Raw genomic sequence first — 26,171 nt, 5'->3', positions numbered from 1 at the left:
CTCTTTATCCTTTTCATTCGCATCGGCCGGTGTCGATGACGCAGAGGTCCCACCTGTTCCCATTCCGAACACAGAAGTTAAGCTCTGTTGTGCCGAAAATACTTGGCTGGAGACGGCCTGGGAAGATAGGTAGACGCCGGCTTGCAAATGCGAATAAAGCCGAATGCTGATGAGCATTCCTGCTTTTGGGATTCGGCTTTTTTATATAGATGGCCCGTTGGTCAAGCGGTCAAGACGGCGGCCTCTCACGCCGCAAACGGGAGTTCGATTCTCCCACGGGTCACCACGTCGGAATGGACTACATTCCATTCAAAAAGCCCAGCCATTCGGCTGGGCTTTTCTCATACCATTTCGTCATTCCTCCTTAACCCCACAAAACTTTGCAAGACAAACTTTTGCGGGGGCCCTGCTGCTGAAGAGGCTGACGGATCCCCCGGCATGAGAGAAAATATAATAGCCGATAAAGCCCGGTCAACGACCGGGCTTTTGTATTTTAAATGGTCACCTTACTTTTCCACGGTTATGGGCGCTTTTTGTTGAAAAGCAAGGAACCGCAGTTTGATTGTTCGAACCGAATTTTCCACAAGACTGGAGTGTTCCTGTGGAAAAGAGCTGCCGGAAAGAACTGCTTCGGTTCAGAACTTTCAGGTGCGCGCGGTTTAAAAATATGCTATGATAAAGCAGTACACAATTGTGTGATAGGAGGAAACAATATGACATTATTGGAGCAGCTGAACAGCCTGCCCATGTTTGCAATCGTGGGTGTTGTAATTCTGTTCATTCTGGGGCTCAGCATTGTGTTTATGGTGAAAAGCTACCGTGCGGGGGTAGCTTTGGGAATGGACCGGGTCAAAATGCGCAGGGCCATCACTTCCAGTGTCACCTTTACGCTGTTGCCCAGTATTTCAATCCTGTTGGGTGTTATTGCGCTGAGCGGAAGCCTGGGCATCCCTCTGCCCTGGATGCGTCTTTCGGTGGTGGGTGCGTTGCATTATGAAGGCAACGTGGCAGATATTGCCGCCCGTGCCGCTGGAATGAGCGGTGGCCTGGGAAGCCAGGAGCTGACTCCTTCGGTATTTGTGACCATCGGCCTTGTAATGACGGCAGGTATTCTTTCCGGATGCCTGCTCTGCATCTTCTGCCTGAAGCGCTATATGAAGCGGCTCAAAAAGGCCACAGCCAAGAAAGAAAAGGGCCAGAAGAGCTTCGGTGACTATATGTTCACTGCCATGTTCGTGGGCCTGGTAAGCGCTTATATCGGCTCCTATCTGGGCGAAGGCGTGCGCCTGAACAATTTTATGCCCCTGATTGTAGCGGTGATCAGCGCGGCGGCTATGGCGGTATTTGAGTATTTTGCACGGGTGAAGAAGGTCATTTGGCTGGATAACTTCTCCATGGCGGGCAGTATGCTGGTGGGTATGGCCGCAGCAGTATTGCTGGGCGGTGTAATGTAAGGGAGGCGCAACGTATGAACGAAAAGGAACGCAGCGCCTTTTATGAGCGCTATGAAAATGGAATTCATGTAATCGGCCGGGTGGGTCTGAGCCTGGGCATTCTGTTGATGTTGGCCGCGCCGCTAGCCATGGGCTGGGTCCTGGGCGCTGGACCGGATTGGGCAGCTTTCGGCATGGGCTTTTTCCAGGTGGCCATCATCTACTGGACCAGCGGCGTGGTGGAGTTTCTGGTCTATTCGCCGCTGCTGGGCTCCGGTGCAAGCTATTTGACCTTCATCACCGGCAACGTGCTGAACTTGAAGGTTCCATGCGCGGTAAATGCCCGGGAGATCTGCGGTACCGAGGTGGGCACACCGGAAAACGATGTGATTTCCACCCTGTCGGTGGCAGCGAGCAGTCTGGTGACTACCCTGGTGCTGGCTATCGGTGTGTTGTGCCTGGTGCCCCTCACCCCGGTGCTGGAGGCCCCGGCTCTGCAGCCCGCGTTCAACAACGTGATTCCCGCCCTGTTCGGTGCGCTGGCCTTCAAGTATTTCTACCGGAACATGAACATCGCCATCATTCCGCTGGTGTTCATGTGCATCCTGTTTGTGGCGGCACCCGGGCTGATCGGCAGTGTATCCTTCCTGATTCTGCTGTCCGGCGCAATGGCGATTGGCGTTGCATACTGGCTGTTTAAACACGGGAAATTAAACTAAAAGGAAAAAGCCGAAGGCGCGTTTGGTTCGCGTTCTTCGGCTTTTCCTGTATGAAATGGGATGAGGATGGTTCAATAGTTCCGGCTGATGAATTCCGCTTCCTCCTGCCCGGCCTGGGCGTTCAGCACCAGAGCCAGCAGGAAGAAATAGCCGGAAAGAAGATTGGCCAGATCCAGCAGAGCGGGCTCCACTGGGTGGCCCTGATGGTCGTGGCGGTAGAGCAGGCGCACCAGCGCCTTGCACTGAACTCGCAGAAGGTGGGCGGTGCAGGCGGCAGTACAGCCCTGGGGCAGCACAAACCGGGTGCAGCGGCCCTCGCTCTGGACACGCAGCCGTTCGGTGGCATCCGCCAGCCACTGAATCTCTTCCGGAGTCACAGTGAACCGGGTGCGCAGGGTGGGGTTGGCGTGATAGATCAGCTCGCAGACACGCAGCAGCTCTGTCCGCAGTACGTTGTCCTCTACTTGAGAACGGAGTAGTCCGGTGCGGCTGGCGATCTCGTCGGTGAGCAGCTCAAAGTCGCAGCGGAGATCCTCCGGCGCGTCGCTCAAAAAGGGATAGGCCTCCCAGGGGCTGTGATACAGTTCCATATAGCGTTCACTCCCATCGTTGCAGTGCGCGGCGCATGTAGCCGCGCACGTCCAGGCCGTAGACACGATCCAGCAGGGCGGGGTCCAGCGCCTGGGTATCGGTCTGGCACAGGGCCCGGCCATCCTGCATAAGCAGCAGCTGGTCAGCGTAGTTCAGCGCCAGATTTACATCGTGCAGCACGCCCACCACACAGCGGTTGCCCTGGGCCACCCAGCGGCGGAGCTGCTCCATCAGTTCAATCTGATACTTCAGGTCCAGATGATTGGTGGGCTCATCCAGCAGGATAATTTTGGGGTCCTGGGCAAACACTCGGGCCAGAAAGACTCGCTGCAGCTGTCCGCCGGACAATGCAGTAATGGGCTGATCCCGCAGCTCCCAGAGGCCGGTCTGTTCCAGGCAGGAACGTACAATGTCCTTGTCGCCGGGTGCGGCTCTACCGAACAGGCCAGGAGAGCGGTGGGCATAACGGCCCATCTCTACTGTCTGATATACAGTGTAAGAAAAATACAAATTGGATAACTGGCTCAGAAAAGCAACTGTCTGCGCCACCTGACGGCGGGGCGCGGTGCGCAGGTTTAGCCCGGCCGCGGTGACGCTGCCGGTGCTGGGCAGCAGTCCGGCTACGGCTCGCAGCAGAGTGGTCTTGCCGCAGCCGTTGGCACCCAGAATGCAGAGGATCTGCCCGCTCTGTGCCGAGAAGGAGAGATCCCGCACTACAGGGTCGCCCCCGTAGCCGCAGGTAATGTGTTCCGCATGCAGCATCAGCGGGCCTCCTTTCGGCTGGAGAAAAAGATGTAGAGGAAGAAGGGGGCGCCGATCAGGGCCGTGATGGAGCCGATGGGAATCTCGGAGGGAGACGCCAGGGTCCGGGCGGCCAGATCGCACAGGGACAGAAAGCCTCCGCCGAATATGGCGCAGGTGGGAATCAGCATCCGGTGGGAAGGTCCGAAGAGGCGGCGAACAATATGGGGCGCCACCAGGTCCACAAAGCCGATCACGCCCACAAAGGCCACCGCGGTGCCGGTGAGCAGAGCCACCAGCAGCACCAGCAGCCATTTCACCCGCTTGCGCTCCATGCCCATGGCGGAGGCCTGTTCCTCGCCGAAGCTGAGCAGATCCAGCTCGGAGGCCAGCCGCCAGAATGCCAGAATGCAGATCAGTGCCGCCAGCGCCACCGGACCCAGCTGTTTCCAGGTCTTCATGGAAAGACTGCCCAGCTGCCACAGAGTGATGCGCTGGGTGTAGTCCGGGTTGGCGGAAGACAGGGTGGTCATGATGGCGTTGAGAAAGAGCGACAGCACCATACCGATGAGAATAATGGTGTTGTTGGAGAGGTTGCGGTCCAGCCGGGAGGAGATGGCCAGCGCGCCGCCCATGGTAGCCAGACCGCAGCACAGGCAGACCGCAGGCAGCAGGAAGGTACCGGCGGCGCTGTCCGCCACGCCGGTGACGATGAGCACCGCCGCGCCAAGACCTGCACCGGAGGAGACGCCAAGGCCGTAGGAGGAGGCCAGCGGGTTTTGCAGCAGCGATTGCATCACCGCGCCGCTTACCGCCAGCGAGGCCCCCACGCAGAAGGCCAGCAGTACCCGGGGCAGGCGGATACTCCACACCAGCCCCGGGATCACCGGATTCATCTGTTCGGGCAGTGCCGCGCCCCATAGCTTGTTGGCCAGCACTTGCAGAATTTCACCGGGAGAGATGGACACGCTGCCCACCCCGATGCCAAGAAGAACCGCGACCAGCGCGGCCAGACACAGCAGGCCGAACCGCGCCGGGCGGGAAAACCGGCTCATTCGCCGAATACCTCCGGATAGACGGCCTTGCCCATCTCTTCCAGAGCGGTCACGATGTTCTCGTTGGGCAGAGAGGAGGACTGCTTGTCGATCTGGTAAACATCACCGTTCTTCACAGCGGTCACAGCTTCCCAGCCCTCACGGCTCTTGATTTCACCCACGGGGTCCTCGATGTAGTCCACGTTGGTGAGGATCACGTCCGGGTTGCCGCTGACCACCACCTCGCTGTCCACACTGGTCCAGCCCTCGGCCTTGTCGGCCATCATGTTGTTGGCGCCGATCAGGCTGATCATCTCGTCCATGTAGGTGCCGGAGCCGGTGCTGTAGGCAGAGGGGGCGGCGGAAATCTCAAAGTAAACGGTCTTGCGCTGATCCTCGGGAATGGAAGCCCCCAGAGCGGCAATGCGATCGATCTCGGCCTTCAGGGTTTCGTTGATCTCAGCGGCGCGCTCGGTCTTGCCCATCACCTGACCCAGGAAGGTCACGTCCTCGTAGATATCCTCAATGGAGGCGCTGGTGGGAATGCAAACCACGGTGGCACCCAGCTCCTGCAGGGGCTGGAAGGGGTCCTCGCCACCGGAGGAGCTGATGGAGGACACAAAGATCACATCCGGTACCAGGGTGGCCATCTGCTCCGCGTCCGGAGTCATCATGTCAAAAACAGGCAGGTCCTGGGGGGCGTTTTCCATCTTGGCGCTGTTGGCATCCAGCGCGATGATCTGGTCGGTGCAGCCCAGATCCATCAGGGTCTGGGTGATGGAGGGAGCCATGGAGATTACGGTCTCCACATTGTCCGGCAGGGTAATGGCAGCGCCGCTGCGGTCTTCGGTGGGTTTGGCCGCCGAAGCTGCCTCACTGGAAGCGCTTGCCGAAGAAGCAGAGGATGCGGCGGCGGAAGAGGCCGGAGCGGAAGTGCTGGCGGCCGGTGCGCCGCAGGCGGCCATACCGAAGGCCAGAGCCGCAGCGACAAATGCGGAAAGAATGCGTTTCATAAATGTTCCTCCTGAAATATTTGGAATGAGGGGGTTATTTCCATGCGGCCGGATTGCCGCAAAGAACAAAAATACGCCGCCCCGGCAAAGCGGAGCGGCGCAGCAGCGAACAGGTGCGACAGAAAAGACCCCGTGAGGCGTAATGCCCCCAGGCTGTACTGCCGCCCTGCCGCGTGTTTGGTCCGTCCACGAAGCGGGGTCCCGCACCGGAAAAGATGGCTTCCCGGTATGGATGCGAACGGCAGGCAGGTCTTCCGGCTCGTGAGCGTTAAAGCGCGCGCCCGGCCGGCCTTCCCATTCCTTTCGGAACAGTGGCAGATGGCCGGGGCGCTGGCCCACACGGCGGCGGTCCCGCACGGGATTGATTACCCGTTTCCCTTTTCATTCAGACAGGCTGAACACCTGCCGTTCGATTTTTATAAAGTATGATCGGATGCGTGGGTGCATCCAAGAAGAAAAGCAAAACAATCAGGCCCGGCGGCTGCGGTGAATCAGGTGGTCAGCCGTCCAGATCCTCTTCGGTCTCCCGGGTGATGTAGACCGGGCGGTGCTTGGTTTCCAGATAGGTTTTGGCCAGATACTGACCAAGAACACCCATGCAGAACAACTGCACACCGCTGCACAAAAAGATGATGCACACCATGCTGGGCCACCCGCTGGTGGGATCGCCGAACAAAAGGGTGCGGACAATGATCACGATAATCATCACGAAAGCCAGCAGGCAGAAGAACATGCCCATCAGGCTGGCAATGGCCAGCGGGGCGGTGGAAAAGCCGATGATTCCCTCCAGCGAATAGAGGAACAGCTTCCAGAAATTCCACTTGGTCTCGCCGGCCACCCGCTCCACATTTACGTATTCCAGCCACTTGGTCTTGAAGCCGACCCAGCCAAAGATTCCCTTGGAAAACCGGTTGTATTCCGGCATAGACAGAATGGCATCCACCATTCTCCGGCGCATCAGTCGGTAATCACGCGCGCCATCCACGATGTCCGCATCGCTCATCTTATTGATGAGCTTGTAGAACATCCGGGCGAAAAAGCTGCGGATGGGCGGCTCACCCTGGCGGGTGGTGCGGCGGGTAGCGGCGCAGTCGTAATCTTCGTGCAGAAGTGCATCCAGCATCTGGGGCAGAAGAGCCGGCGGGTCCTGAAGGTCAGCATCCATCATAGCCACGTAATCGCCCTTGGCGGCCTGCAGGCCGGCCAGAATGCCTGCCTCCTTGCCAAAATTGCGGGAGAAGCTGATGTAGCGTACCCGTTTGTCCTGCCGGTGCAGCTCACGGGCGATGGCAAGGGTGCTGTCCTTGGAGCCGTCGTCCACAAAAATGAACTCGAACTCGGCACCATGGCTTTGTTTCATCTCTGAGGCGACTCGGGTGATCTCCTTATAAAACAGGGGAAGAGATTCCTGCTCATTGTAGCAGGGAACAATGATGGAAAGAAGCATGAGAATACCGCCTTTCTCAGATAAAACCCGGCTGCACAGCATGGGTATTATCTATTATATCACAGAGACATCAAAAGAACAAACCCCGCAAAAGTTGCGTGAAAATATGTAAAAGGAGGCAAGAGTTTTAGATTTCTTGCGTTTTTGACACGAAGCACAGTTTGACGGATTGCTCTGGAGAAAGAGTGTGGTATACTTCGTAATATGGAAGTAAATTTATCAAAATAAAGCAAAAAAGATTGTTCTTGTGCAAGCTTTTTGGTATACTATGTTATACGATTGTGTGCCAGATTTGCAATATAAGACTGGCGAAAGGAGCGGCTCGGTGAAAAGTTGGATGAAAGTCATGCAGGATATTGCCTGGCTGACTCAATTGGGAATCTCGGTCACTGCGCCGCCGCTTTTATGCGCCGGTGCCGCCTGGTGGCTTTCGGCCCGAGCAGGGCTGCCCATGTGGGTAATGCTGCCTGCGCTGGTGCTGGGCTTCGGCGGCTCGGGTGCCAGCGTGTGGGGGTTTTACCGCTATATGCAGCGCAAGGCTTCCCGCAAAAAGGCTCCGCCATCCTTTAACCGGCATTTATAACAAAAGAGAGAGGACGTTCTATGAAGATAGCACCTGCTGTAAAAAAAGAGACCGGGCATATCGCGCTGGGCACTGCCGTGGGCGTGGCCGTTATGCTGGTGGTGTTCGCTGTTCTGGGGTATTTCAGCGCCGGAGTGGCGGTGAGCGGTATTCTGGGCGGCGCGATTGCGGTGGGAAACTTCTTTCTGCTGGGACTGACGGTGCAGAAGGTGGCCGATGGCCAGCCGGAGGACCGGGCCCGCAAGTGGATGCAGTTTTCCTACAACATGCGTATGCTGCTGATGGTGGTGTGGCTGATTGTGGCGCTGGCCGTTCCGTTTTTCAACTGGGTGGCGGCGCTTGTGCCCCTGCTGATGCCCCGGCTTACCATCGGGGTTATGCAGGCCACCGGAATGTATCACAAGGAAAAGGGCGATACGCTGCCCTTGAATGAAGGGGGGAACGCAAAGGAATGAACGTTTCGATCAACGGCCCGCAGATCTACTGGGAATCCAGCTGGTCGGTGCCGCTTTTGGGTAAGCTGCAGATCACAGCAAGCCTGGTGGATGCCTGGATTATCCTGGCGCTGATCGGCATCCTGTGCTGGTGGCTGGGCCGTGGGCTCACGGTGGAGAACATCAGCAAAAAGCAGGCAGTGGCTGAGCTGCTGGTGACCACCTGCCAGAATTTCGTGAATGGCAACATGGGCGAAAAATACGCTTACTTTGCTCCGTTTATCGGTGCGCTGTTCAGTTATTCCGCGCTGTGCAGTCTGTCCAGTCTGGTGGGGCTTTATCCCGCCACCAGCGATCTGTCCACCGAGCTGTCCTGGGCGCTGCTGGTGTTTGTGATGATCACCTACACCAAGATCCGAACCAACGGTGTGGGCGGCTATCTGAAGGGCTTTACCACACCCATCCCGGTGTTTACCCCCTTCAACATTATCAGTGAGCTGGCCACTCCCATCTCGATGGCGTTCCGTCATTTCGGCAACATCATGTCCGGCGGCGTGATCAGTACGCTGGTCTATGCGGCGCTGGCGGTATTGAGTCAGGCGGTGTTCGGGCTGCTGCCCGGCGCACTGGGTGAGATTCTCAGCCTGATCCCGCTGTTCCAGCTGGGCATTCCGGCGATTCTGTCGGTGTATTTCGATCTGTTCAGCAGCCTGATGCAGGCATTCATCTTCTGTATGCTGACCATGCTGTACATTGCAAATGCAGCCCAGACCGACGAGTAAGTTTTTTGAATTCCATTGCGGCTGACCGCCGTGATCGAAGTGCCCCGCGGCCCGCAGGCAGAGGCCGAGGCAGATAACCCCAAAGCGATTCCATTTGAACATTTTTTAGGAGGACATTATTATGTTGGACAAAGCTATTGTATTGGCCGGCTGCGCCATCGGTGCAGGTCTTGCCCTGATCGCAGGTATCGGCCCTGGTATCGGTGAAGGTTACGCGGTAGGCCAGGCCTGCTCCGCGATTGGCCGTCAGCCCGAGTGCAAGGGCGACGTGACCAGCACCATGCTGCTGGGCTGTGCCATCGCCGAGACCACTGGTATTTACGGCTTCGTGACCGGCCTGCTGCTGATCTTCGTGGCCCCCGGCATGTTCACTGGCATGCTGGGCTGATTTTGGCCCGTAAGCCAGCCAGAAAGGGGAATGACCATTGCAACAGTTTAAAGATTTGGTGACGCTGACACCCTGGCATATGATCTTCATGCTGGGCAACCTGCTGATCCTCACCCTGCTGGTCAAGCATTTCCTGTTCAAGCCCGTGCAGAAGATTTTGAACGAGCGCCAGCGCAGGGCGGACGCCATGCTTGCCGACGCGAAACAGGCCAAGGAACAGGCCGAGGCGATGCAGGCGGAATATGAGAAGAGCCTGGCAGGCGCCAAGGAGGAGGCAGCCCGGTTGCTGAATCAGGCCAGCCAGACCGCCGCCCGCAACAGCGAGGAGACACTGAACGCCGCCCGTGCCCAGGCCGCTGAGCTCAAGCGCAAGGCGGGCGAGGAGATCGAGCAGCAGCGCAAGAAGGCGCTGAACGAGGTGAAGGACGAGATCGGCGGCATGGCTATGGCCATCGCCAGCAAGGTGGTGGAACGGGAGATCCAGGAGAAGGATCACCAGCAGCTGATCGATGAATTCATCGAGAAGGTAGGAGACGCCTCATGACCAAGATCGGCACCATATACGGCGGCGCGCTGTATGAGCTGGCCGTCGAGGAAGGGCTGGAGGCCGAAATGCTGGACGAGCTGGAGCAGGTGGAGCAGTTGCTTGCCGCCTGGCCGGACTACGAAAAGCTGCTGGCGCTGCCCAGCGTGCCCAAAGCCCAGCGCTGTCAGGCACTGGACGAGGCGCTGCGCGGGCGCATCCAGCCGTACCTGTTGAATTTTCTGAAGATTTTGACCGAGCGGGGCCAGATCCGAGCCCTGCGTGACTGCCGCAAGGAATACCGGGCCCGCTACAACGAAGCCCACGGCATTCTGGAGGCGACGGCGGTGGCGGCGGTGCCGCTGAGCGAGGCCCAGAAGACGGCTCTGACCGAAAAACTGAACAAGCTCACCGGCAAAACGGTGCAGCTTGCGGTGAAGGTGGACCCGGCCTGCCTGGGCGGCGTGCGCCTGGAGATGGGCGGCGCCGAGTTCGACGGCACGGTGCAGGCCCGTCTGGACGCACTGCGCCGCAGCCTGGCCGCCACGGTATAAGTGAGAAGGTGAAACGATGCAATTGAAACCGGAAGAAATTTCCAAGATCATAAAGGCCCAGATCAAGCACTATGAAAACTCCATTCAGCAAAGCGAGACCGGCACCGTGATCCTGGTGGGCGACGGCATCGCCCGGGCCACCGGCCTGGAGGAGTGCATGAGCGGCGAGCTGGTGCAGTTCTCCAACGGCGAATACGGCATGGCCCAGAACCTGGAGGAAAACTCGGTGTCCATCGTTATGCTGGGCAGCGATGTGGGCATCAAGGAGGGCAGCCTGGTCAAGCGCACCGGCAAGGTGGTAAGCGTGCCGGTGGGCGAAGCCATGATCGGCCGCGTGGTGAACGCGCTGGGCCATCCCATCGACGGCAAGGGCCCCATCGATGCCAAGGAGTACCGGCCCATCGAGTCTCCCGCACCGGGCATCATCCAGCGCAAGAGCGTTTCGGTACCCCTGCAGACCGGCATTAAGGCCATCGACTCCATGATTCCCATCGGCCGCGGCCAGCGCGAGCTGATTATCGGCGACCGGCAGACCGGTAAAACGGTCATCGCCACCGATACCATCATCAACCAGAAGGGCAAGGACGTGATCTGCATCTATGTGGCCATCGGCCAGAAGCAGAGCACCGTGGCCCAGCTGGTGAATACCCTCACCGAGAACGGCGCCATGGACTACACCATCGTGGTGTCCGCCACGGCCAGCGAGCTGTCGCCGCTGCAGTACATCGCGCCCTATTCCGGATGCGCCATGGGCGAATACTTCATGGCCCAGGGCAAGGACGTGCTGGTGATTTACGACGACCTGTCCAAGCATGCGGTGGCTTACCGTGCGCTGAGCCTGCTGATTCGCCGCCCGCCCGGACGTGAGGCCTACCCCGGCGACGTGTTCTATCTGCACAGCCGCCTGTTGGAGCGCGCGGCCCGTCTCGCCCCGGAATACGGCGGCGGCAGCCTGACCGCGCTGCCCATCATCGAGACCCAGGCGGGCGACGTTTCCGCCTACATCCCCACCAACGTGATCTCCATCACCGACGGCCAGATCTTCCTGGAGACCGAGCTGTTCCACTCCGGTGTTATGCCGGCAGTGAACCCGGGCATCTCGGTGAGCCGCGTGGGCGGCAACGCCCAGACTAAGGCCATGAAGAAGGTGGCCGGCTCCCTGAAGCTGCTCTACAGCCAGTACCGTGAGCTGCAGAGCTTCGCCCAGTTCGGCAGCGACCTGGATGCGGACACCAAGGCCCGCCTGGCCCAGGGCGAGCGCATCGTGGAGGTGCTCAAGCAGGACCGCAACAGCCCCATTTCCATGGAGCATCAGGTGTGCATCCTGTACGCTGTCACCCACGACCTGCTCAAGGACGTGGCCGTGGAGGATGTGAAGGAATACGAGCACGGCCTCTATGCCTATATGGACGGCCATGCCCCCGACGTGCTGGAGACCATCCGCACCAGCGGCAAGCTGGAAAAGGAGACCGAGACCGCGCTGGCGGCCGCTCTGGCAGAGTACACCACGGAGTTTTTGAAGACCAAGTAAGGAGGAGATCCCAATGGCAGGTGCGTCCATGAAGGACATCAAGCTGCGCATCAAGAGCGTGGAAAGCACCATGCAGATCACCAAGGCCATGGAGCTGGTGGCCTCCTCCAAGCTGCGGCGCGCCAAGGAGCGGGTGGAAAAAAGCCGCCCCTATTTTGAGGTGCTCCACGCGGCCCTTTCCGACATCGCGGCCTCCAATACCGAGCTTTCCTCGCCCTACATCGCCAAGCGGCCGGTGAAAAAGACCTGCTACGTGGTGATCGCGGGCGACCGCGGCCTTGCGGGCGGCTACAACGCCAACATTCTGAAAGCGGTGGCGGCCGAGGCCGAGGGCAAGGAAATCTGCGTGCTGCCGGTGGGCAAAAAGGCGCTGGAGCATTACCAGCGCCGGGGTGTCCAGCGGGTGACCGAGGAATACGCGGTGGCGGCGGATGTGACGGTGAGCGACTGCTTTTCCATGGCACGTCTGCTGGCCAAGGGCTTTCTGGCCGGTGAGTATGACGAGATCCGCCTGGCCTACACCAATTTCGTGTCCATGCTGAGCCAGCAGCCGGCCACCCTGTGCCTGCTGCCGCTGAGCGTCTCCCGCCCCGAGCCGGGCGCGGGTCCCCGGGGGCTGACCATCTACGAGCCCTCCAGCGAGGAAGTGTACGACGCCATCGTGCCGGAATACCTGGCGGGACTGATCTACGGAGCGCTGTGCGAATCCGTGGCCAGCGAGCTGGGCGCCCGGCGCAGCGCCATGGACGCGGCCACCAAGAACGCGGGTGAGATGATCGACTCGCTGAGCCTGCATTACAACCGGGCCCGGCAGGCGGCCATTACCCAGGAAATCACAGAGATCGTGGCGGGCGCCGAGGCCTGACGGCCTTTCCCGCCAGTAAAGGAGATAGATCCATGCCGAATAACCACGAAGGCATCGTGGCCCAGGTCATCGGCCCGGTGCTGGATATCAAATTTGCAGACGGCGAGCTGCCGGACCTGCTCAACGCGATCGAGGTGGGCGAAGGCGAGCACAAGCTGGTGGCCGAGGTGGCCCAGCTGATCGGCGACAACGTGGCCCGCTGCATCGCCATGAGCAGCACCGACGGTCTGGTGCGCGGCACCAAGGCCGTGGACACCGGCGGCCCCATCACCGTGCCCGTGGGCGAGGAATGCCTGGGCCGTATTTTCAACCTGCTGGGCGAGCCGGTGGACGATCAGCCCGCGCCTCCGGCCAAGGAGCGCTGGCCCATCCACCGCGATCCCCCCAGCTATGAGGAGCAGCAGAACACCACCGAGATTCTGGAGACCGGCATCAAGGTGGTTGACCTGATCTGTCCCTACGCCAAGGGCGGTAAGATCGGCCTGTTCGGCGGCGCCGGCGTGGGCAAGACCGTGCTCATCATGGAGCTGATCAACAACGTTGCCAAGCAGCACGGCGGCTTGTCGGTATTCACCGGTGTAGGCGAGCGTACCCGTGAGGGCAACGATCTGTACAACGAGATGAAGGAGAGCGGCGTTATCAACAAAACCGCCCTCGTCTATGGCCAGATGAACGAGCCCCCGGGAGCCCGTATGCGCGTGGGCCTGAGCGGTCTGACCATGGCCGAGTACTTCCGTGACCGGGAGCACCAGGACGTGCTGCTCTTCATCGACAACATCTTCCGCTTTACCCAGGCGGGCAGTGAGGTGTCGGCTCTGCTGGGCCGTATGCCCAGCGCCGTGGGCTACCAGCCCACCCTGGCCACCGAGATGGGCGCTCTGCAGGAGCGCATCACCTCCACCAAGAACGGGTCCATCACCTCGGTGCAGGCCGTTTACGTGCCCGCCGATGACCTGACCGACCCGGCCCCTGCCACCACCTTCGCCCATCTGGATGCCACCACCGTTCTGAGCCGTGCCATCTCCTCGCTGGGCATCTACCCGGCGGTGGACCCGCTGGATTCCACCAGCCGCATCCTTTCGCCGGACGTGGTGGGCCAGGAGCACTATGAGGTGGCCCGCGGCGTGCAGCAGGTGCTGCAGCGCTACAAGGAATTGCAGGACATCATCGCCATCATGGGTATGGACGAGCTGAGCGAGGAGGATAAGGTGACCGTAAACCGGGCCCGTAAGATCCAGCGCTTCCTCAGCCAGCCCTTCACCGTTGCCGAGCAGTTCACCGGCATGGAGGGCAAGTATGTCCCGCTGAAGGAGACCATCCGGGGCTTCAAGGAGATCCTGGAAGGCAAACACGACGACCTGCCCGAGTCCGCCTTTTTGTTTGCGGGCACCATCGACGAGGTGGTCGCCAAAGCAAAGCAGGGTGAATGAGTATGAACACCTTCCATCTGCAGATCGTTACACCGGACGGCCAGCTCTATGACGGGCCCGCCGCCCGGGTGCTCTGCCGCACCATCGCCGGGGATGTTTGCATCCTGCCCCGTCACTGTGATTACATTACAGCGCTGGGCATGGGCGAAGCCCGGGTGACGCTGGAGGACGGCACGGTGCGCCGGGCTGCCTGCATCGGCGGTATGCTCACGGTGCGCTCCGGTCAGGTACGGCTGGTGGCAACCACCTTTGAGTGGGCCGAAGACATCGACAAGGCCCGGGCAGAGGCCTCCCGCAAGCGGGCAGAGACCGTTCTGGGCCAGAAGGGCACCGACGCCCGGGAGCTGGAGCTGGCCCAGGCCCGCCTCAAGCGCGCACTGGTGCGCACCCACGTGGCGGATCTGGTATAACAAAACCAGTGATTGCGGCAGGCCCTGCCTTTCTGGCAGGGCCTGCTTTTTTTGCGGATAAAACAGGCAACAAGGCAAGGAGGAAACGGATATGAAACAGCGCAGAGTCCGGTGGGTGCTGGCAGGGGTAACGGTGCTTTTGCTGGTGCTGCTGGCGGTGGCCGGGGTTATCTGGCATGGAAGCCGGGGCACAAAGATTTTGCTGGCGACGGACCTGCACTATCTTTCGCCGGAGTTGAACGACCACGGAGCCTGCTTTGAAAAGACCATCCTGAACGGTGACGGCAAGGCACTGGCCTACATCGACGAGCTGACCGACGCCTTTGTGGAGCAGGTCATCCGGGAGAAGCCTGCGGCGCTGATCCTCTCGGGCGACCTGACTTTGAACGGGGAAAAGCAAAGCCATCTGGATCTGGCCCAAAAGCTGCGCCGGGTCACCGAAGCGGACATCCCGGTGCTGGTCATACCGGGCAACCACGACCTGAACAGCGGCTATGCGGTGCGCTTCACCGGCAAGACCTACGAACCGGTGGAAAACCTGAAGCCGGCCCAGTTTGATGAGGTATACGCGGAATTCGGTTACAACGGAGCCAGCGCCCGGGACGAGGAATCCCTGAGCTATGTGTACCCGCTGAGCGATGAGCTGTGGGTGCTGATGGTGGATGTGAACACGCTGGGCAGTGAGGGCGTACTGGAGCCCGAAACGCTGGACTGGGTGAAAACGCAACTGGAGGACGCCCGGCAGGCGGGTGCCCAGGTGATTGCCGTGAGTCACCAGAACCTGCTGGCCCACAGTGAAGTGATCAGCGCAGGCTTTGTGATGGGCGGCGCAGAGGAGCTGCTGGCTTTATATGAGGAGTATGATGTGATCTGCAACCTGAGCGGCCACATCCACATGCAGCACACCGCCAAAAGCGAAAACGGATTTTTTGAAGCGGCCACCGGATCGCTGGCGGTATCGCCCAACCAGTACGCCCGACTGATGGTGCGGCCCCACCGGATGGACTACCAGACGGTGCCGGTGGATGTGTCCGGCTGGGCAAAAGAGCAGGGAAGCACCGACGAAAACCTGTTGGATTTTGCCACCTACTCGGCGGACTTTTTCCGCCAGGTAAACCGGGGCAAGGTGATCGGCTGGCTGCAGAAGGCGGAGAACGGCGAGGAAATGGCGGATTTCTTTGCTCAGGTGAATTTGGACTACTTCCAGGGTAGGCCGGACCGCTATGACCGGGAGGACCCGATGTTTGATGTGTGGCAGGAGTCCGGCGCCTTTTATGCCGATTATGTGGAGAGCATGCGGCAGGAACCGGCGGTGAACCACAACCAGGCCACCATAGAATACTGAAAAAAGAGCAGGAAAGCCCCGGCCTTGGCCGGGACTTTTCTTTTATCAATATCAGTTTTTCTTGACAAGGGCGGCAGAATGGAATATTATTTAACTATATTTTAAAATTGTTTTAAAAATGAGAGGAGAGAGGCCGCATGTTTACCCGGGCGGTAAAAAGTGCAAACGAGCGGCAGGTGATCCAGGTGCTGCGGCAGGGCCGGGTGGTCACCAAGCAGGAGCTGGCGGAGGCCTGCGGGCTGAGCTTTCCCACCGTGGGCAAGCTGGTGGACGAGCTGGTGGAGCAGGGCGTGGTGCTGGAGGCCGGGCTGGAAACGGGCGCCGGCGGGCGCCGGCCCATGCGCTACCGCTTCAATGAGGCCAGCGCCTACGCGCTTACCCTCTTTTTTGAGGACGGCACCCTCTGCTGGGCGGTGGCGGACGCGCTGGGCAATCCGGTGTGCTCCGGCAGCTGCGGGCCGGAGGAGGGCGGTTATGTGTCCACCATTCTGGCGGTGACCGAGAGGCTGCGCCGGGCCTATCCTGCGCTGGCAGCGCTGGCGGTGGGTGTGCCCGGCGGCGTGGCCGAGGGCCGGGTGCTCTACATCGACCGGTACGACGAGCTGGCAGGGCGGGAACTGCAGGCGGAACTGGAAGCGGCCAGCGGCCTGCCCGCCGCAGTGGAAAATAATATGCGGGCGGCGGTCTATGGGATGGCGGCCCGACGGGGCTGGCTGGATCGAGAAAGCGCAGTCTGCCTTCACCTTTCTGAAAACGGCCCCGGCTGCGGCGTGCTGGTGCACGGCAAGCCGCTGAGCGGATTTGCGGGCCTGGTGGGCGAGGTGGGCTACCTGCCCGGCCGGGGCGAGGAAACCATGCAGCAGGCGGCGCTGCGAGGGCTTACGGGAGTGGACCCGGTGGACTACTTTGCCCGGCTGGCGGCCAGCGCCTGTGTGTTTTTGAATCCGGAGGAGCTGGTGGTCTACGAAACACCATACCTGCAAAGCGGCGGACAGCTGGAGCAGGCCTGTGGGCGGTATTTGCCCACCCAGGCGGTGCCCCGGGTGCATATTTCCCGGGAATACCGGCAGGACTATCTGGCCGGGCTGACCCGCCTTGCCATGGATCTTTTATACCCGGGCGGCGGCCTGCGGGAGCCGCAGGAAAGGAGACGAGGGAATGCGCAGTTATAAAACCACGGTGTATGCCTGCTACCTGGGCAGCATCACCCAGGCGGCGCTGATCAACCTGACGCCGGTGCTGTTTGCGGTGCTGCTGCGGGAATACGGGCTGAGCTATGGGGCACTGGGCTTTCTGGTGCTCACCAATTTTGTGACCCAGGTGGGGGCGGACGTAGCATTCAGCAAGGCGGTGGACCGGCACGGATTTCGGCCCTTTGTGCTGGGGGCCGGGGTGCTGAGTCTGGTGGGGCTGGGCGTGTTCGCCGCCGCGCCGCTGCTGTTCTCGGCTCATCCGCTGGTGGGCTTTTTTGCGGGCACGGTGATCTTCTCCGGCGCGGGGGGATTGCTGGAGCTGCTGCTCAGCCCCATTGTGGACGCATTGCCCGGCGAGGAAAAGACCCGGGCCATGGCGCTGCTTCATTCCATGTACTGCTGGGGGCAGGCAGCAACGGTGCTGGTGACCACCGCCGCGCTGGCGCTGGGCGTGCCCTGGCAGGCCATTGTGCTGGGGTGGATGCTGCTGCCCGCGGCGGACCTGCTGCTGTTTCTGCGTGCGCCGCTGAATCACAAGCCGCCGGAGGAAACACTGCCCATCCGGGGTCTGGCCCGGCAGCGGGTGTTCTGGCTGGCGCTGGGTGCCATTGTATTCGGGGCGGCGGCAGAGGTCACCATGGCTCAGTATGTTTCTTCCTTTTTGGACCTGGGTCTGGGCATTCCAAAGCTGTTCGGCGACGTGGCGGGCATGTGCGGCTTTGCCCTGATGATGGGTCTGGGCCGCACCCTGCTGGGGCTCTGGGGCGACCGGTGGGATTTACCCCGGGTGCTGGGGGCCAGTGCTCTGCTGGCTGCGGGCTGCTACCTGACGGCAGCTGCTTTGCCTGCGGCAGCGGTGGTGGCCTGTGCTGCCACCGGTCTGTTTGTGGCGGGGCTGTGGCCGGGCACGCTGGTGGTGGCATCCCGGAAGATGCCGCTGGCCGGAGCTTCCATGTTTGCGCTGCTCAGCGCCGGAGGTGACCTGGGCGCTTCGCTGAGTGGCTGGCTTACCGGTGTTGGGGCGGATGCCCTGCTGGCGGCGGGCTTTTCTCAGCAGACAGCGCTGCGGGCTGCAGTAGGCGCGGCAGCACTGTTCCCGCTGGGGGCGTGGCTGTTTTACCGGCGCCTGCGCAAACAACAGCAAGAATAAACAAAAGACACCCTCGGGCAGAGGAACGTAAGGTTCCCGTTGCCCGGGGGTGTTGACTTGCCATGGAAAAGGAGTATAATGGCAAATAGTTATAAAAACAAACAATTTGTTAAACGAACAAAAACGGAAAGGGGCGAGGGGCTGTGAACAACCACATGGAGCTTGTGAACGGCCTGCGGGTAATCACCCGCTTTTATGATGCCCAGCGCCGGGCAGTCTGCCGCAGGGTGGGCATTTCTCAGATGGAATTCGACATTCTGGTCTTTCTGCACAACAACCCCGGCCGGGATACCGCCCGGGACATTGTGGCTCTGCGGGGGCTGCCCAAGAGCAATGTGTCCCAGGCGGTGGAGGTGTTGATGGGCAAGGGCCTTCTGGTACGCAGCCAGGATGCCGAGGACCGGCGGCGGGTGCGCCTGAGCCTGACCGAGGCGGCGGGGCAGCTGCTGCCCCAGCTGCTGGAAGCCCAGCAGACCTTCTGGGAGCAGGCCTTCCGGGATTTTTCTCCCCAGGACGCTGAGTGCTTTGCCGCCCTGTACGGGCGGATCGTGAAGAATCTTTCGGAAAAAGGGAGGCAACGGGAATGAATGAGGATAAGAGCCAGCTGGGGACTCAGCCGGTGGGCCGGCTGCTGGTGAAGATGGCTGCCCCGGCGGTGGTGGCCCAGCTGATCAACATGCTGTACAATCTGGTGGATCGCATCTACATCGGCCACATCCCCGGCGAGGGGGCCTATGCCCTCACCGGTATGGGCGTGTGCATGCCGGTGATCATGATCGTGTCCGCCTTTGCCATGCTGGCGGGCGCGGGCGGCGCGCCCCGGGCCTCCATCGCCATGGGCCGGGGGGACAACAGGTCTGCCGAGCAGGCGCTGGGCAACTGTTTCTGTCTGCTGCTGATTGTGTCGGCGGTGCTCACCGGGGTGCTGCTGGTGTTCAACCGGCCGATCCTGATGGCCTTCGGCGCCACCGAGAACACCATCGGTTACGCCACCGCCTACATGGACATCTACGCGCTGGGCACCGTGTTCGTACAGCTCACGCTGGGCATGAACTCCTTTATCATCGCCCAGGGCTTTTCCAAAACGGCTATGCTGTCGGTGTTGATTGGCGCGGTATGCAACATTGTGCTGGACCCCATCTTCATCTTCGGCTTCTCTATGGGTGTGCGGGGCGCGGCCCTGGCCACCGTGCTGAGCCAGGCGGTGAGCTGCGCATGGGTGGTAAGCTTTTTGCTGGGCAAGCGCACCATCTGGCGCATCCGGCCCCGGAACATGATTCTGCGCCCGGCGGTGATCCTGCCCTGTGTGGCGCTGGGTCTGGCCACCTTCATCATGCAGGCCAGCGAGAGTGTGATCTCGGTGTGCTTCAACACCTCGCTGCGGGAATACGGCGGCGATCTGGCGGTGGGCGCCATGACCATTCTCACCAGTGTAATGCAGTTTGCACTGCTGCCGCTGCAGGGACTGGGGCAGGGCGCGCAGCCCATCGTGAGCTTCAACTACGGTGCGGGCAACGCCGACCGGGTGAAGAAGGCATATTTCCTTCTGCTGCGCACCAGTCTGACCTACTCGGTGGTGCTGTGGGCGTTTCTGATGCTGTTCCCCCAGACCTTTGCCGGGGTGTTCACCTCGGACCAGGAGCTGATTGCCTTCGCGGTACCGGCCATCCGCTGCTACTGCGCGGTGCTGCTGGTATTCGGTGCGCAGATCGCCTGCCAGATGACCTTCACCTCGCTGGGCTACGCCAAAGCCTCCATCGCGGTGGCGGTGACCCGCAAGTTCGTGCTGCTGGTGCCGCTGATCTATCTGATGCCCCGGCTTTTCCCGGCCGACAAGACCATGGCGGTCTATATGGCTGAGCCGGTGGCGGATGCACTGGCCGTGACCTTCACGGTGATTCTGTTCAGTTTCCAGTTCCGCAAGGCGCTGCGCCAGATCGGCGCACCGAAGGAACAGGCTTCCTGAATGTAGAGGGCGGCTTCCGGTTTGGAAGCCGCCCTTTTCATCCGGCAGAATATGACAATTGTCTTGACAAGCCGTGCGAACTGTGGTAGAATCAGACGATTTAAATTGACCCGGCGGCAAGGAGGCGAAACCATGAGCAAGATGATCGGCAAGCAGGTTGCATTTGTTCTGGCTTCGGTATTCTTCTTGCTGGCGCATGGGGTCTTTGTTTGACTTTTCCTTTTTCGGGAAGAGTCATTTTTTTTAAGCTTTTTTCGCTGAGAGGAGGCGCTTTGATGCTGATCAAAAACGCAAAACTGTCGGACGGGACCCGGGTGGATGTGCTGATCCGGAACGGCAAGATCGCGGGCCTGATGCAGGATATGCCCGCCCACGGGGAAGAGGTGATCGACGCCGCCGGCCGCACCCTGCTGCCCGGCTTCATAGATCTGCACTGCCACTGGCGCACCCCGGGCTTTGAATACAAGGAGGACATCGCCACCGGCAGCGCGGCCGCAGCCGCGGGCGGTTACACCTTCGTGAACCTGATGCCCAACACAAAGCCGGTGTGCTCCAGCGCCGCGCAGGCCCACGCCGTGATGGACGAGGCCGAGCGCCTGGGCATCTGCGGAGCCAATCAGACCATCTCCATCACCGAGAACTTCGACGGCCACACCCTGGACCATCTGAAGAGCCTGCCCGAGGATCTGCGCTTCATTACCGAGGACGGCAAGGGCGTGCAGAACAATGAGGTGATGGCCAAGGCCTTTGCCATCTGCGCCCAGCGGGATCTGGTGCTGATGAGCCACGCTGAGGACATGGAGATCTCCAAATGGGATTACCGCCTGGCCGAGAACATCGAGACGGTGCGCAACCTGCACCTGAGCGAGTATTACGGCACCCGGCTGCATATGTGCCATGTGAGCACCAAGGAAGCCGTGGCCGCCATCGGCGACGCGAAGCGCCGGGGCGTGCCGGTCACCTGTGAGGTGACTCCCCACCACCTGTGGTTTGCGGATACCGACTACCGGGTGAATCCGCCCATCCGCCAGGCGGAGGACGTGGAGGCTCTGGTGGAGGCCATCCGCACCGGCGTGGTGGACGCCATCGCCACCGACCACGCTCCCCACTCTGCCGAGGACAAGGCAAACGGCGCGGCGGGCATGATCGGGCTGGAAACCGCCTTCGGTGTGTGCTACACCAAACTGTGCCGGGAACAGGGCCTGGACCTGTACTACCTGGAGGCGCTGATGAGCCGCTTCCCGGCGGCAATCCTGGGCCTTGCAGGCAAGGGCGCCATCCAGGTGGGCATGGATGCTGACCTGACCCTGGTGGAGCTGGATACCCCCTATGTGGTGGATGCCGCTGCCATGCACTCCAAGAGCCACAACACCCCCTTCGACGGCGTAACGCTCTATGGCCGGGTGGATCTGACCATCCGGGGCGGCCGCGTAACCTACCGGCGCTGAATCTGGCGAAAACCGCCGCCATCCTTTATAATAGAGGAAGAGAATCCTCGCACTTGAACACCAAACAAAAACCGGCTTTTGCCGGACCAAAGATGAAGAAGATGAAAAGGAGAGGTTCACAATGACCAACATGGACAAACTGTACGAAGCTGTTGCTGCCCGCGGCCCGGTGTGCGTGGGACTGGACACCGATTTTTCCTATCTGCCGGAGGGCTTTGCCAAGGCTGAGCTCACTGCCGGTGAGAACATCGTGCGCTTCAACCAGGCCATTGTGGACGCCACCAAGTCTGTGGCAGGCTGCTTCAAGGTGCAGATCGCTTACTACGAGAGCCTGGGTCTGGACGGCCTGAATGCCTACAAGAAGACCCTGGACTACGTGAAGGCTACCGGCGTGCCGGTGATCGCCGATATCAAGCGCGGCGACATCGCCAAGACCGCCGAGATGTACGCCAAGGCCCACTTCGAGGGTGATTTCGAGGCCGACTTCATCACCCTGGCCCCCTACATGGGCCTGGATTCCATCAAGCCCTATATGCCGTTTGTGGAAGAGAAGGGCAAGGGCGTGTTCGTACTGGTGCGCACCTCCAACCCCGGCGCCAAGGACTTTGAGTATGAGAAGCTGGCCGACGGCCGCCACGTATACGATATGGTTGGCGACAAGCTGAACGCCATGGGCAAGAGCTGCATGGGCGAGCACGGCTACTCCAGCCTGGGCCTGGTCATCGGCGGCACCCACATCGAGGAGGCGGCCGAGATCCGCGCCCGCTATAAGGACAGCTTCTTCCTGATCCCCGGCTACGGCGCCCAGGGCGGCACCGCCGAGGACATCGCCCAGTACCTGAGCGCAGGCAACGGCGGCGTGGTGAACTCCAGCCGTGGTATCCTGCTGGCTTACAAGAAGCAGCCCGGCGTGGAATTCGCCCAGGCTGCCTACAACGAGTGTGTAAACATGAAGGAGGCCATCAAGAATGCCTGTGATCGCCTGTGATGTAAAGGTTCTGGAGCACCAGCGCCTGACCGATACCATCCGCCTGATGACCGTGAGCTGGCCCCGGCGGGACAAGGCCCCCAAAGCCGGCCAGTTCTTCATGCTGCGCTGCTGGCCCGCGGATGTGGCCCCGGTGCTGAGCCGCCCCATCAGCGTGCACTCCTATGACCCCGAGCTGGCCACCCTGGACTTCCTGTACGAGGTGCGGGGCAAGGGCACCGAAAAGCTGGCGGCTCTGGTCCCCGGCGACACCCTGAGCCTGGTGGGCCCTGCGGGTAACGGCTTCAATGTGGCTGAGGCCGCGGGCAAGCGGGTGGCCCTGGTGGGCGGCGGCATCGGTACCGCCCCCCTGTACCAGCTGGCCAAGGAGCTGTGCGAGGCGGGCACCAAGGCCGACTACTTCTGCGGCTTCCGGGACGAGCCCTATGGCATGGACCGCTTCACCCAGGTGTGCGGCAAGGTCCAGCTGGCCACCGACAGCGGCCGCTTCGGCTTCCATGGCTTTGTGACTCAGCTGCTCAAGCCCGAGGAGTACGACCTGGTGCTCTGCTGCGGTCCCGAGCCCATGATGCGGGCGGTGGCCAAGCTCTGCGACGCTGTGGGCACCCGCTGCATCGTGAGCCTGGAGCGCAAGATGGCCTGCGGCATCGGCGCCTGCCTGGGCTGCACCTGCCACACCGAGACCGGCGGCAAGTGCGTGTGCAAGGAAGGCCCCGTATTTGATTCCAAGGAGGTGTTCGGCGCATGAGCGTATCCCTGAAGGTAAACCTGCTGGGCAAGGAAATGGCCGGCCCGGTGGTGGGTGCGTCCGGCACCTTCGGCTTCGGCGAGGAATACGCCGGCATGGTGGATCTGAAAAAGTTGGGCGGCATCAGCGGCAAGGGCATCACCCTGATCCCCAAGGCGGGCAACCAGGGCGAGCGCCTGCTGGAAACCCCCAGCGGACTGATCAACTCCATCGGCCTGCAGAACCCCGGTGTGCAGCACTTCATCGACCATGAGCTGCCGGTGATGGAAACCCTGGGCACCACCATCTGGGCCAACCTGGGCGGCGGCTGCATCGAGGACTACGAGAAGGGCGCCGAGCTGCTCAACCCCACCAGCGTGGATTTTGTGGAGCTGAACATCAGCTGCCCCAACGTGAAGCAGGGCGGCATCGCCTACGGCATCAAGGCCGAGAGCGCCAAAGAGGTGGTCAGCCGTGTGCGTGCGGTCTGCAAAAAGCCCCTGATCGTGAAGCTGAGCCCCCAGGCTGAGGACATCTGCCAGATGGCCGCCGCCTGCGTGGAGGCGGGCGCGGATGCGCTGAGCCTGGTGAACACCTTCCAGGCCTGCGCCATTGATCTGGAAAAGCGCCGCCCGGTGTTCAACAATATTTTTGCGGGTCTGTCCGGCCCGGCCATCAAGCCCATCGCTCTGCGCATGGTCTACCAGGTCTGCGGCGCGGTGAATGTGCCGGTGATCGGTCTGGGCGGCATCCTGACCGGCGCCGACGCGCTGGAGTTCATCATGGCAGGCGCCACCGCCGTGCAGGTGGGCACCGCGAACTTCATGAATCCCCGCGCCTGCGAGACCATCACCGATGAGATCGCCGCCTGGATGGAGGCACACGGGGTAGAGACCCTGGACGAGATCCGCGGCTGCGCCCGGGTGTAACATTGGCGGCTTTTGCGTTCATCGCGCAAAGGCATCCAATTTTTGAACGGCAGCCTTGTGTAAAAGTTGAGCGCTTTAAAACTCATGGTATAAAAATTGCCGGGGACAGAACAGTTATCAATTGTTTTCAGACAGAGTAGAGGAGAGGTTACCATGAACAACACCATCGAGATCTTGAAAGAGTGCGAAGCCTTTCTGGAGGGCCACTTCCTGCTGAGCAGCGGCCGCCATTCCAGCGCCTACTGCCAGATGGCTTTCCTGCAGCAGTACCCCGACCAGTGCGCCAAGGTGATGGCGAACGTGGCCGAGAAACTGAAGGATATGGACATTGACGTGATCGTCGGACCCGCCATGGGCGGCATCGTGTACGCCTACGAGCTGGGCCGCCAGCTGGGCAAGCGCGCCATCTTCACCGAGCGTGTGGACAATGTGATGACCCTGAAGCGCTTCGCCATCAAGCCCGGCGAGAAGTGCATCATCGCTGAGGACGTGGTGACCACCGGTATCTCCAGCCTGGAGACCAAGCGCGTGATCGAAGAGGCCGGCGGCGAGTGCCTGGGCATCGTTTGCGTAGTGGACCGCACCAAGGCCGACGCTCCCTCTCCCATTCCCATCCTGGCCAGCGCTGCCAAGCTGGACCTGCCCAACTACCTGCCCGAGGAGTGCCCCATCTGCAAGGAGGGCAAGCTGCCTCTGGTGCACCTGGGCAGCCGCAAGATGAAGGAGCAGGCAAAGCAGACCCTGTGATCACTTTTCTGAGCCCGACCGGGTGCTTTTTTGCCCGGCCGGGCCGGCCTTTGTCACGCAAGGGCGACCATTTTGCAACAACGCTGAAAGCGAGGGATTAGAGCCTTGAAAACATTTTTGGTTTTGGCCAACGGAACCGTGCTGGAAGGCCAGCAGTTCGGCGCTACCGGCACCCGCGTGGGTGAGGTGGTGTTCAACACCGGCATGGTGGGCTACGAAGAGACCCTGACCGACCCCAGCTACTACGGTCAGATCATCACCCAGAGCTATCCTCTGGTGGGCAACTACGGCATCAACGGCGAGGACGCGGAGTCCGGCCGCATCTGGGCCTTTGGCTATATCGTGCGCGAGCTGTGCGACGCGCCCAGCAACTTCCGCTGCAAGAAGACTCTGGATCAGTACCTGAAGGAGCAGAACATCATCGGCCTGGCGGGCATCGACACCCGCAGCCTGGTGCGCCTGCTGCGTGAGAGCGGCGTCATGAACGGCGCGCTCACGACCGAGTACGCCACCGCCGAGGAGGCCCTGGCGGACGAGGCCCTGATGAAGGCCATCCGGGAGTACAACGTGACCGAGGCTGTGGCCAACGTGACCCGCACCGAGACCACTGTGCTCAACGAGGACGGCAAGTACCATGTAGCCCTGTTCGACTTCGGCTGCAAGAACAACATCCAGCGCAGCCTGGTCAAGCGGGACTGCAAGGTGAGCGTTGTGCCCGCCACCACCACCGCCAGCCAGCTCAAGGAGATGGGCCTGGACGGCATCATGCTCTCCAACGGCCCCGGCGACCCGGCGGAAAACGTGGAGATCATTGAGAACCTGAAGGAGATCGCCAAGCTGGGCCTGCCCATCTTCGGCATCTGCCTGGGCCACCAGCTGATGGCGCTGGCCCAGGGCGCCAAGACCGAAAAGCTGAAATACGGTCACCGCGGTGTGAACCAGCCGGTTACTGACCTGGCCCACGGCCGCACCTACATCACCAGCCAGAACCACGGTTACGCTGTGGTGGGCGACAGCCTGGACAAATCCCTGGGCGAGGTGAGCCATGTGAACGCCAACGACGGCACCGTGGAAGGCATCCGCTACAACAATATGGACTGCTTCACCGTGCAGTTCCACCCGGAAGCCTGCGGCGGCCCCAAGGATACCGACTACCTGTTTGATGAATTTGTGGACATGATGAAGGGAGGCTGCTGAGCC

The 26,171-nt window shown here is 61.0% G+C and carries 28 protein-coding genes, 1 tRNA gene, 1 rRNA gene and 1 riboswitch; of the genes, 25 read left to right on the top strand and 5 right to left on the bottom strand.

Going from position 1 to position 26,171, the window contains the following annotated elements; all coding sequences use genetic code 11:
- Nucleotides 1-25 precede the first annotated feature (25 nt).
- The 4 genes from rrf (at nucleotide 26) to PH256_RS11885 (ending at nucleotide 2,152) form a co-directional block, all read left to right on the top strand.
- A 5S ribosomal RNA gene (gene rrf, locus PH256_RS11900) occupies nucleotides 26-142 on the top strand.
- Between the two features lie 69 nt (nucleotides 143-211).
- Nucleotides 212-286 (top strand) — tRNA-Glu (locus PH256_RS11895).
- A 427-nt stretch (nucleotides 287-713) separates the two neighbouring features.
- Entirely contained in the window at nucleotides 714-1,454 is a 741-nt protein-coding gene (locus PH256_RS11890) for a DUF5058 family protein (protein ID WP_087185223.1), read from the top strand.
- Nucleotides 1,455-1,468: 14 nt separating this feature from the next.
- Nucleotides 1,469-2,152, top strand: a complete 684-nt coding sequence (locus PH256_RS11885; RefSeq protein ID WP_087185222.1) for a hypothetical protein — start codon at nucleotides 1,469-1,471, stop codon at nucleotides 2,150-2,152.
- Nucleotides 2,153-2,223: 71 nt separating this feature from the next.
- Here PH256_RS11885 and PH256_RS11880 read toward each other — a convergent pair whose 3' ends face one another.
- The 5 genes from PH256_RS11880 to PH256_RS11860 all read right to left on the bottom strand — a co-directional run bounded on the left by PH256_RS11880 (nucleotide 2,224) and on the right by PH256_RS11860 (nucleotide 6,978).
- The gene (locus PH256_RS11880) at nucleotides 2,224-2,742 is read right to left on the bottom strand and encodes an ATP:cob(I)alamin adenosyltransferase (protein ID WP_270914350.1); all 519 of its coding nucleotides are present in this window, start codon (nucleotides 2,740-2,742) and stop codon (nucleotides 2,224-2,226) included.
- 7 nt (nucleotides 2,743-2,749) lie between these two features.
- Complete coding sequence (locus PH256_RS11875; protein WP_270914349.1) at nucleotides 2,750-3,505, bottom strand: ABC transporter ATP-binding protein; 756 nt, start codon at nucleotides 3,503-3,505, stop codon at nucleotides 2,750-2,752.
- Nucleotides 3,505-4,539, bottom strand: coding sequence for a FecCD family ABC transporter permease (locus tag PH256_RS11870; protein WP_270914348.1), 1,035 nt, complete (start codon nucleotides 4,537-4,539; stop codon nucleotides 3,505-3,507). Before PH256_RS11870 ends, PH256_RS11875 begins: the two co-directional genes overlap by 1 nt.
- Nucleotides 4,536-5,531: an ABC transporter substrate-binding protein gene (locus PH256_RS11865; RefSeq protein WP_270914347.1), complete on the bottom strand. Its 996-nt coding sequence runs from the start codon at nucleotides 5,529-5,531 to the stop codon at nucleotides 4,536-4,538. Before PH256_RS11865 ends, PH256_RS11870 begins: the two co-directional genes overlap by 4 nt.
- Before the next feature lie 227 nt (nucleotides 5,532-5,758).
- Nucleotides 5,759-5,952: riboswitch (cobalamin riboswitch) on the bottom strand.
- Between the two features lie 78 nt (nucleotides 5,953-6,030).
- Nucleotides 6,031-6,978 carry a glycosyltransferase family 2 protein gene (locus tag PH256_RS11860; RefSeq protein ID WP_087185218.1) on the bottom strand — a complete coding sequence of 316 codons (948 nt, stop codon included), beginning with the start codon at nucleotides 6,976-6,978 and terminating at the stop codon, nucleotides 6,031-6,033.
- Between the two features lie 268 nt (nucleotides 6,979-7,246).
- Between PH256_RS11860 and PH256_RS11855 the strand changes: the two genes are divergently transcribed.
- From PH256_RS11855 to PH256_RS11755, 21 genes are all read left to right on the top strand, one after another.
- Entirely contained in the window at nucleotides 7,247-7,561 is a 315-nt protein-coding gene (locus tag PH256_RS11855; RefSeq protein ID WP_270914346.1) for an AtpZ/AtpI family protein, read from the top strand.
- A 20-nt stretch (nucleotides 7,562-7,581) separates the two neighbouring features.
- Complete coding sequence (locus PH256_RS11850) at nucleotides 7,582-8,016, top strand: ATP synthase subunit I (protein ID WP_087185216.1); 435 nt, start codon at nucleotides 7,582-7,584, stop codon at nucleotides 8,014-8,016.
- Nucleotides 8,013-8,777, top strand: coding sequence for a F0F1 ATP synthase subunit A (locus tag PH256_RS11845; protein WP_087185215.1), 765 nt, complete (start codon nucleotides 8,013-8,015; stop codon nucleotides 8,775-8,777). The genes PH256_RS11850 and PH256_RS11845 overlap by 4 nt, the downstream gene beginning before the upstream one ends.
- Before the next feature lie 121 nt (nucleotides 8,778-8,898).
- Entirely contained in the window at nucleotides 8,899-9,165 is a 267-nt protein-coding gene (atpE, locus tag PH256_RS11840) for an ATP synthase F0 subunit C (protein ID WP_058963458.1), read from the top strand.
- 79 nt (nucleotides 9,166-9,244) lie between these two features.
- A complete protein-coding gene (gene atpF / locus PH256_RS11835; RefSeq protein ID WP_087181944.1) occupies nucleotides 9,245-9,709 on the top strand; it encodes a F0F1 ATP synthase subunit B in 465 nt (154 codons plus the stop codon).
- Nucleotides 9,706-10,242 carry an ATP synthase F1 subunit delta gene (gene atpH / locus PH256_RS11830; RefSeq protein ID WP_087181861.1) on the top strand — a complete coding sequence of 179 codons (537 nt, stop codon included), beginning with the start codon at nucleotides 9,706-9,708 and terminating at the stop codon, nucleotides 10,240-10,242. Before atpF ends, atpH begins: the two co-directional genes overlap by 4 nt.
- A gap of 16 nt (nucleotides 10,243-10,258) precedes the next feature.
- The gene (gene atpA, locus PH256_RS11825; RefSeq protein ID WP_087185214.1) at nucleotides 10,259-11,773 is read left to right on the top strand and encodes a F0F1 ATP synthase subunit alpha; all 1,515 of its coding nucleotides are present in this window, start codon (nucleotides 10,259-10,261) and stop codon (nucleotides 11,771-11,773) included.
- Between the two features lie 13 nt (nucleotides 11,774-11,786).
- On the top strand, nucleotides 11,787-12,638 hold the full coding sequence (atpG, locus tag PH256_RS11820; RefSeq protein ID WP_087185213.1) for an ATP synthase F1 subunit gamma: 852 nt from the start codon (nucleotides 11,787-11,789) through the stop codon (nucleotides 12,636-12,638).
- A 32-nt stretch (nucleotides 12,639-12,670) separates the two neighbouring features.
- Nucleotides 12,671-14,068 carry a F0F1 ATP synthase subunit beta gene (gene atpD / locus PH256_RS11815; protein ID WP_087185212.1) on the top strand — a complete coding sequence of 466 codons (1,398 nt, stop codon included), beginning with the start codon at nucleotides 12,671-12,673 and terminating at the stop codon, nucleotides 14,066-14,068.
- A 2-nt stretch (nucleotides 14,069-14,070) separates the two neighbouring features.
- Nucleotides 14,071-14,478, top strand: a complete 408-nt coding sequence (atpC, locus tag PH256_RS11810; protein ID WP_270914351.1) for an ATP synthase F1 subunit epsilon — start codon at nucleotides 14,071-14,073, stop codon at nucleotides 14,476-14,478.
- A gap of 91 nt (nucleotides 14,479-14,569) precedes the next feature.
- Nucleotides 14,570-15,823 carry a metallophosphoesterase gene (locus PH256_RS11805; protein ID WP_270914345.1) on the top strand — a complete coding sequence of 418 codons (1,254 nt, stop codon included), beginning with the start codon at nucleotides 14,570-14,572 and terminating at the stop codon, nucleotides 15,821-15,823.
- Nucleotides 15,824-15,960: 137 nt separating this feature from the next.
- A complete protein-coding gene (locus tag PH256_RS11800; RefSeq protein WP_270914344.1) occupies nucleotides 15,961-16,995 on the top strand; it encodes an ROK family transcriptional regulator in 1,035 nt (344 codons plus the stop codon).
- Nucleotides 16,982-18,166, top strand: a complete 1,185-nt coding sequence (locus tag PH256_RS11795) for an MFS transporter (protein ID WP_270914343.1) — start codon at nucleotides 16,982-16,984, stop codon at nucleotides 18,164-18,166. Before PH256_RS11800 ends, PH256_RS11795 begins: the two co-directional genes overlap by 14 nt.
- A 143-nt stretch (nucleotides 18,167-18,309) precedes the next feature.
- A complete protein-coding gene (locus PH256_RS11790) occupies nucleotides 18,310-18,753 on the top strand; it encodes a MarR family winged helix-turn-helix transcriptional regulator (protein WP_270914342.1) in 444 nt (147 codons plus the stop codon).
- A complete protein-coding gene (locus PH256_RS11785) occupies nucleotides 18,750-20,132 on the top strand; it encodes an MATE family efflux transporter (protein ID WP_087185206.1) in 1,383 nt (460 codons plus the stop codon). Before PH256_RS11790 ends, PH256_RS11785 begins: the two co-directional genes overlap by 4 nt.
- 275 nt (nucleotides 20,133-20,407) lie before the next feature.
- Nucleotides 20,408-21,580 (top strand): dihydroorotase, encoded by a 1,173-nt coding sequence (locus PH256_RS11780; RefSeq protein WP_087185205.1) that lies wholly within the window; start codon nucleotides 20,408-20,410, stop codon nucleotides 21,578-21,580.
- 121 nt (nucleotides 21,581-21,701) lie between these two features.
- Complete coding sequence (gene pyrF / locus PH256_RS11775; protein ID WP_087181872.1) at nucleotides 21,702-22,568, top strand: orotidine-5'-phosphate decarboxylase; 867 nt, start codon at nucleotides 21,702-21,704, stop codon at nucleotides 22,566-22,568.
- Nucleotides 22,549-23,316, top strand: a complete 768-nt coding sequence (locus PH256_RS11770) for a dihydroorotate dehydrogenase electron transfer subunit (protein WP_087185204.1) — start codon at nucleotides 22,549-22,551, stop codon at nucleotides 23,314-23,316. The genes pyrF and PH256_RS11770 overlap by 20 nt, the downstream gene beginning before the upstream one ends.
- Nucleotides 23,313-24,224, top strand: a complete 912-nt coding sequence (locus PH256_RS11765; protein WP_087185203.1) for a dihydroorotate dehydrogenase — start codon at nucleotides 23,313-23,315, stop codon at nucleotides 24,222-24,224. Before PH256_RS11770 ends, PH256_RS11765 begins: the two co-directional genes overlap by 4 nt.
- Nucleotides 24,225-24,377: 153 nt before the next feature.
- Nucleotides 24,378-24,971: an orotate phosphoribosyltransferase gene (gene pyrE, locus PH256_RS11760; protein ID WP_087185202.1), complete on the top strand. Its 594-nt coding sequence runs from the start codon at nucleotides 24,378-24,380 to the stop codon at nucleotides 24,969-24,971.
- Between the two features lie 105 nt (nucleotides 24,972-25,076).
- Nucleotides 25,077-26,168, top strand: a complete 1,092-nt coding sequence (locus tag PH256_RS11755; RefSeq protein WP_270914340.1) for a carbamoyl phosphate synthase small subunit — start codon at nucleotides 25,077-25,079, stop codon at nucleotides 26,166-26,168.
- Nucleotides 26,169-26,171: the final 3 nt, after the last annotated feature.

This window comes from Allofournierella sp. CML151 (assembly GCF_027853465.1).
Taxonomy (GTDB): Bacteria; Bacillota; Clostridia; order Oscillospirales; family Ruminococcaceae; genus Allofournierella.
Note: the sequence above shows the minus strand (reverse complement) of the source record. Positions and strands in the feature narration are given on the sequence as shown.

Bases quoted from the DNA above. Each gene is read 5' to 3' on its own strand.
- PH256_RS11785 (WP_087185206.1), top strand. From the start codon at position 18,750: ATGAATGAGGATAAGAGCCAGCTGGGGACTCAGCCGGTGGGCCGGCTG.
- PH256_RS11850 (WP_087185216.1), top strand. From the start codon at position 7,582: ATGAAGATAGCACCTGCTGTAAAAAAAGAGACCGGGCATATCGCGCTG.
- atpG (WP_087185213.1), top strand. From the start codon at position 11,787: ATGGCAGGTGCGTCCATGAAGGACATCAAGCTGCGCATCAAGAGCGTG.
- PH256_RS11845 (WP_087185215.1), top strand. From the start codon at position 8,013: ATGAACGTTTCGATCAACGGCCCGCAGATCTACTGGGAATCCAGCTGG.
- atpE (WP_058963458.1), top strand. From the start codon at position 8,899: ATGTTGGACAAAGCTATTGTATTGGCCGGCTGCGCCATCGGTGCAGGT.
- PH256_RS11855 (WP_270914346.1), top strand. From the start codon at position 7,247: ATGTTATACGATTGTGTGCCAGATTTGCAATATAAGACTGGCGAAAGG.
- PH256_RS11795 (WP_270914343.1), top strand. From the start codon at position 16,982: ATGCGCAGTTATAAAACCACGGTGTATGCCTGCTACCTGGGCAGCATC.
- atpF (WP_087181944.1), top strand. From the start codon at position 9,245: ATGATCTTCATGCTGGGCAACCTGCTGATCCTCACCCTGCTGGTCAAG.
- atpC (WP_270914351.1), top strand. From the start codon at position 14,071: ATGAACACCTTCCATCTGCAGATCGTTACACCGGACGGCCAGCTCTAT.
- PH256_RS11870 (WP_270914348.1), bottom strand. From the start codon at position 4,539: ATGAGCCGGTTTTCCCGCCCGGCGCGGTTCGGCCTGCTGTGTCTGGCC.
- PH256_RS11805 (WP_270914345.1), top strand. From the start codon at position 14,570: ATGAAACAGCGCAGAGTCCGGTGGGTGCTGGCAGGGGTAACGGTGCTT.
- pyrF (WP_087181872.1), top strand. From the start codon at position 21,702: ATGACCAACATGGACAAACTGTACGAAGCTGTTGCTGCCCGCGGCCCG.
- PH256_RS11800 (WP_270914344.1), top strand. From the start codon at position 15,961: ATGTTTACCCGGGCGGTAAAAAGTGCAAACGAGCGGCAGGTGATCCAG.
- PH256_RS11780 (WP_087185205.1), top strand. From the start codon at position 20,408: ATGCTGATCAAAAACGCAAAACTGTCGGACGGGACCCGGGTGGATGTG.
- PH256_RS11770 (WP_087185204.1), top strand. From the start codon at position 22,549: ATGCCTGTGATCGCCTGTGATGTAAAGGTTCTGGAGCACCAGCGCCTG.
- PH256_RS11765 (WP_087185203.1), top strand. From the start codon at position 23,313: ATGAGCGTATCCCTGAAGGTAAACCTGCTGGGCAAGGAAATGGCCGGC.
- PH256_RS11875 (WP_270914349.1), bottom strand. From the start codon at position 3,505: ATGCTGCATGCGGAACACATTACCTGCGGCTACGGGGGCGACCCTGTA.
- PH256_RS11865 (WP_270914347.1), bottom strand. From the start codon at position 5,531: ATGAAACGCATTCTTTCCGCATTTGTCGCTGCGGCTCTGGCCTTCGGT.
- PH256_RS11890 (WP_087185223.1), top strand. From the start codon at position 714: ATGACATTATTGGAGCAGCTGAACAGCCTGCCCATGTTTGCAATCGTG.
- atpH (WP_087181861.1), top strand. From the start codon at position 9,706: ATGACCAAGATCGGCACCATATACGGCGGCGCGCTGTATGAGCTGGCC.
- atpD (WP_087185212.1), top strand. From the start codon at position 12,671: ATGCCGAATAACCACGAAGGCATCGTGGCCCAGGTCATCGGCCCGGTG.
- PH256_RS11860 (WP_087185218.1), bottom strand. From the start codon at position 6,978: ATGCTTCTTTCCATCATTGTTCCCTGCTACAATGAGCAGGAATCTCTT.
- pyrE (WP_087185202.1), top strand. From the start codon at position 24,378: ATGAACAACACCATCGAGATCTTGAAAGAGTGCGAAGCCTTTCTGGAG.
- atpA (WP_087185214.1), top strand. From the start codon at position 10,259: ATGCAATTGAAACCGGAAGAAATTTCCAAGATCATAAAGGCCCAGATC.
- PH256_RS11885 (WP_087185222.1), top strand. From the start codon at position 1,469: ATGAACGAAAAGGAACGCAGCGCCTTTTATGAGCGCTATGAAAATGGA.
- PH256_RS11880 (WP_270914350.1), bottom strand. From the start codon at position 2,742: ATGGAACTGTATCACAGCCCCTGGGAGGCCTATCCCTTTTTGAGCGAC.